Origin of the sequence: Nocardioides sp. (genome assembly GCF_016462705.1) — a bacterium.
GTDB lineage: Bacteria > Actinomycetota > Actinomycetes > Propionibacteriales > Nocardioidaceae > Nocardioides.
In genome coordinates this window covers 1-4,971 of sequence record NZ_JAEMSS010000249.1, presented here as the reverse complement: position 1 = coordinate 4,971, position 4,971 = coordinate 1, and the positions used below count along the sequence as shown (strand labels likewise).

General features: G+C 73.3%; 4 protein-coding genes. 1 reads left to right on the top strand and 3 read right to left on the bottom strand.

Annotated features, from left to right (window positions below):
- A partial coding sequence (locus tag JHD21_RS20630; protein ID WP_292679217.1) for a PAS domain-containing protein occupies positions 1–1,178 on the bottom strand: 1,178 nt, incomplete at its 3' end.
- Between the two features lie 54 nt (positions 1,179–1,232).
- Positions 1,233–2,696: a bifunctional diguanylate cyclase/phosphodiesterase gene (locus JHD21_RS20625; RefSeq protein WP_292679214.1), complete on the bottom strand. Its 1,464-nt coding sequence runs from the start codon at positions 2,694–2,696 to the stop codon at positions 1,233–1,235.
- Positions 2,697–2,972: 276 nt separating this feature from the next.
- On the opposite strand from JHD21_RS20625, the gene JHD21_RS20620 reads away from it, so the two are divergent.
- Positions 2,973–4,034, top strand: coding sequence for a GGDEF domain-containing protein (locus JHD21_RS20620; RefSeq protein WP_292679212.1), 1,062 nt, complete (start codon positions 2,973–2,975; stop codon positions 4,032–4,034).
- 16 nt (positions 4,035–4,050) lie between these two features.
- On the opposite strand, the gene mshD is transcribed toward JHD21_RS20620, so the two are convergent.
- The gene (gene mshD / locus JHD21_RS20615) at positions 4,051–4,911 is read right to left on the bottom strand and encodes a mycothiol synthase (protein ID WP_292679210.1); all 861 of its coding nucleotides are present in this window, start codon (positions 4,909–4,911) and stop codon (positions 4,051–4,053) included.
- Positions 4,912–4,971 lie beyond the last annotated feature (60 nt).

Here is a 4,971-nt window from a genome sequence, read left to right as displayed (position 1 = left end):
GCCTTGCGTCCTGTCAGCTCGCTGGTGGTGTAGCCGAGCGCCGCCGCGGCCGACGGGTTGACGAAGGTCACCCGGCCGGCGTGGTCGACGCCGTAGACCCCGTCGCCCACCGAGGTCACCAGCACCTCGTTGTGCCGGGCCAGGCGGCGCAGGTCGGCGGTCTGCTCCTCGACCCGTTGCTCGAGCCCGCGGCGCAGCAGGGCGTTGTCCGAGCTGAGCAGCACCTGCCGGACGCCGGCCGCGCAGACCATCACGACCCACAGCGCGGACTGCGCCTCCTTGAGGTCGCCACCGCGGCCGAACAGGGTCTGCACCACGGCGGCGGACACCAGGACCGAGAAGATGATCGTCGTCCCCAGGGCGTCGGAGGGGCCCCGCTGGACGTGCTCGTCCTCGGCCGCCTCGGGACGGACCGGCACCGACGCGGCCAGCCCGATGGTCAGGTAGCCGACGATCCAGCCGAGGTCGGCGACCGAGCCGAAGGTGAAGTCGCCCTGCGAGCTGCGCACCGCGAACGCGATGTCGGAGGCGGCATACATCAGGTACGCCGACGCCACGAGGGTCAGCATCAGCCGGTTGGCGCCGGTCGCCCGGACGACCAGCAGCACGGCGACCGTGGCCAGCACGACGTCGAGCACCGGGAAGATCAGCGCGAAGACCTGGGCCCAGGTGCCCTCGCGGGCCGAGGAGTTCAGCAGCTCGGCGTAGACCAGCACCGAGGCGATGAGCAGGAACGCGCCGCCGGCGACCAAGCCGTCGAGGAACATCACCGACAGCTCGGCGCCACGTCGCCGCTGGGCCGGGAAGGTCAGCAGGCCGATCGTGGAGATCACCAGCGCCAGGGCGATGGTGGCGTCCCCGAACGTGCTCGGCGAGCTGACCGGGTCGGCGCCGGTGAGCGCCACCCACCCGTTGCCCGCGACGGCGACGAGACCGGCGATCAGGATGAGCAGCCAGGCCCGGCGCATCCGTCCGGTGCTGCGGCGGATCCGCCAGATGCCGATCGGGAGCACGACCAGGCCGGCCACCGCGAGGCCGACGCCGGTGACGCCCTCGCGGAAGTCCGCCGGGAAGACAGGCAGCAGCAGCACGGTGAAGCCGATCGTGAAGGCAGCCCACACCGTGCCGGCCAGGACGAACTGGCGGCGACCTGGGGGGGCCGTAGCCGGCGACGCCATATCTCGATGCTAGGGGTGAGAGGGGTCTTTACTTGGCGGTTTGGCGAAAGCGGGTCAGACCGCTGCGGGCGGCTGCTGTGCCCGGTCCGCCCGGAGAATGGCGGGGATCTTGGCCGCGGGCACCGGTTTGCTGAACAGATAGCCCTGCAGCTCGTCGCAGCCCTGGTCGCGCAGGAAGTCCGCCTGGACGGTCGTCTCGATGCCCTCGGCGACCACCCGGAGCCCCAGGCTGTGGGCCAGGCCGATGATCGCGGCGACGAACGGGGAGTCCGGCGCGCCGTCCTGGGAGATCTCCATGACGAAGGACCGGTCGATCTTGACCTCGTCGACGGCGAGGTGGCGCAGCCGGCTCAGCGACGAGTGCCCGGTCCCGAAGTCGTCGAGCGCGCACTGCACCCCCATGCCGGTCAGCGGCGACAGGATCTCGGTGATCTGGTCCTCCGCGGCGAGCACGGTCTCGGTGACCTCGAGGACGAGTGCCTCGGGCGGGAGCCCGGTCGCCGCCAGGACCCCGGCGACCTGGGCGGTGAAGTCGGGGTCGAACAGCTCCCGCTCGGAGACGTTGACGGCCACCGTCAGCCAGGGCAGCTTGCGGCGCCAGCCGGCGGTGTGCTGGCACGCGGTGTGCAGCACGAATCTGCCCAGGTCGACGATCATCCCGTTGCGCTCGGTGGCGGCCAGGAACTCCGAGGGCGGCAGCACCCCGCGCTGGGGGTGCTCCCACCGGATCAGCGCCTCGAGGGACACCACGCGATGGTCTCGGGCGTCGACGAGCGGCTGGTAGTAGACCTTGAAGTCGCCGTTGGTCAGGGCCGCCCGCATCTCGACGTCGCGGCTGAACTGCTGGGTGGTGTCGGCGGCCATCACCTCGTCGAACTCGCAGGCCCGGTCGCTCCCGGCCGCCTTCGCCTGCGACATCGCCAGGTCGGCGTTGCGGAGCAGCTCCTCGAGGCGGACGTTGGCGTAGCCGTGCGCGATCCCGATCCGGCCGCGGGCCTGGACGGACCGGCCGTTGAGGTCGAAGGGCCGGCGTACGACGTCCAGCACGCGGTCCGCGGTCCGGGCCGCCGTCCAGTCGCCGGCGTCGGGGAGCAGCAGGGCGAACTCGTCACCGCTGAGCCGGGTGACCAGGTCGTTGGTGCGGACGCACTCGAGGAGCCGCGAGGTCACCTGGCGGAGCAGGGCGTCCCCGGCCGACTGGCCCATCGAGTCGTTGATCTCCTTGAACCGGTCCAGGCCGAGCAGCAGCAGGGACGCGTCGGCCAGCTGCGGCCCGAGCTCGGCGCCGCGGTCGCGCAGGAACCGGCGGTTGCCGAGGCCGGTGACCTCGTCGCGGAGGGCGACCCGCTCGAGCTCCTCCTGCTGCTGCTGGAGCTCGTCGCGCTGCTCGGTCACGCGGGCCAGCTCGGCCTCGAGGTCGTCGGTCGTACGCCGGCGCTGTCGCTGCGCTGTCGCCGAGCCGACGACGTACGCGACGAGTGCCACGGCCGCGAGCACGACCGGCAGCCACCAGGTCATGGCAGCCCGACGGGCCGCGCGTCGCGTCGCCTCACCGGACCATGACAGCACGCGCGCCGGTTCCTGGTTGAAGATTGCGCCAACTGGCGGTCATCCGCGCACCACCCGGCGCCGGAGCCGCCGCCGGCCAGCAGCCGACCAGTAACGCGTAGTCCGCACGGACTACCCCCGCCCACCCGGGGGTGGGAGTTTGCCGAAACCCCACGCCGCCGGTGCCCGGCGACCTACCGTGGGCGAACCGGGAGGGGTCCTCCCGGCTTGGTCGGGGGACAGGTCGTGGACACGTCGATGATGCCGGTGCTGAGGTGGATGCAGCCGCGCAACCACCGCGCCGCGGCGCGCACGGTGCCGGCCCTGGGCGCCGTGGCCATCGCCGTCAGCCTCGTCTTCCTGCCGATGGCCGAGACCAAGGGCGACGTGGACAAGCCGCTGATCGCGGTCGCGACGATCGCCTGCCTGCTGGCCGCCGTGCTCTGCGGGCTGGCCTGGCGGTTCGACGAGGCCAACACCCTGGCCTGGGCGGTCGTCCCGCTGCTGTGCGTCGCCGCCATCGTGGTGCTGGACCTCGCGACCCACGACGCGGGGGTCACCGCGCAGATCTTCTTCGTCTTCCCGGTCCTCTACGGGGCGTCCCTGCTGCCGCGTGAGGGCGCGATCGTGATGACGACCGCGTCGGTGCTCGGGGAGGCGATCGTGGTCGGGACCCAGCTGCCCGCCGACGAGGCCCTGATGGACACCGCCTACCTGACCGCGGCGCTGGTCACGGCGACCGTGCTGCTGGTGCGCTCGGCGGAGCACCAGGAGGCGCTGGTCGCCAAGCTCCGCTGGCACGCGGCGACCGACTCCCTGACCGGGCTGGTGACCCGGCGCACCTTCGACAAGGCCCTGGAGTCGGCGCTGGAGCGTCGCGACGGGGACGGCACGTCGCTGCTGGTGCTGGACGTCGACTGGTTCAAGACCGTCAACGACCGGTTCGGCCACCCCGGCGGCGACGAGGTGCTGGTCCAGCTCTCCGCGCTGCTCGTCGAGGCGTCGCGTCGCGGTGACGTGGTGTGCCGGCTCGGCGGCGACGAGATGGCCGTGCTGATGCCCGAGTGCACCCTGGACGTGGCCCGCCGCCGGGCCGAGGAGATCGTCCTCGCGGTCCGCGAGCACGGCTTCGCCGTGAGCGTGGGCACCGTCATCAAGGTCTCGGTCAGCGTCGGCATCGCGCACGCCCCCACGCACGCCGAGGACGCCCAGCGGCTCTACTCCGCCGCCGACGAGGCGCTGTACGCCGCCAAGCGCGGCGGCCGGGACCGGATGCGGTCCTACGGGATGCCCAGCGGCGTCGCCTGAGTCCTCGTCGTCGGGCCTAGCTCCGCCGGTACTGCACGTGCGTGTCGGCGGCCACGTGCGTGAAGCCGAGCCCCTCGTAGAGCCGCCGCGCCGCGGTGTTGTCGGACTCGACGTAGAGCAGCACCTCGTCGACGCCCACGGCCGCGAGGTGCGCGAGACCGGCCACGGTCAGGACCCGCCCGAGACCGCGGCCCTGGGCGGCGGGGTCGATGCCCACGACGTAGACCTCGCCGAGGTCGGTCGAGTGCCGCTTGGTCCAGTGGAACCCGAGCAGTCCGGTTGCTCCGTCACCGGTGCTCTCGGCGACCAGCAGCCCGGCCGGGTCGAACCAGTCCTCGGCCATCCGCTCGGCGAGCTCCGCCTGGTCCATCGCCCCCTGCTCGGGGTGGTGGGCGAACGCCGCCGCGTTGACCCGCACCACCTCGGCGGCGTCCTCCGGCCGGTACGAGCGGACCTCGAGCCCGTCCGGGACCGCGACCTCGGGGAGCGGAGCGGACGCCGGGCGGCGCATCACCCACAGCTCGCGGGCCCGCTCCAGGCCGTGGGCCGCGGCCAGCCGGGCCGCGGCCGGGTGGTCGCCGTGGGACCAGGCAGTCACCGCGCCGTCACCGGCGAACGCCGCCGCGGCCAGCGCGCTCCCGCGGCCGGCGCCGCGGGCGTCCGGGGCGACCGCGAGGTCGACCGCGGCTGCGTGGGCGAGCGCGAAACCGTCACCGCCCGTCACCCACAGCGCGGACCCGTCCAGGCCGTGGTGCTTCAGCCGGAGCGACGCGGCCTCGTCGAGCGGGTCCTGCTCGCCGGCCGCCACGCAGCGGCGTCGTACGTCGGCGACGACGGTCACGTCGGTCGAGGGCTCGGCGGACGACTCGGCAGGCATGCCCGCAGTCTGGCTCACCAGGAGTAGGACGGCGGCGCGCTCGGCTCGGGATCGTCGGGG

Excerpts from the sequence above, each read along its gene's own strand:
- mshD (WP_292679210.1), bottom strand. The coding sequence starts at position 4,911 with ATGCCTGCCGAGTCGTCCGCCGAGCCCTCGACCGACGTGACCGTCGTC.
- JHD21_RS20625 (WP_292679214.1), bottom strand. The coding sequence starts at position 2,696 with ATGACCTGGTGGCTGCCGGTCGTGCTCGCGGCCGTGGCACTCGTCGCG.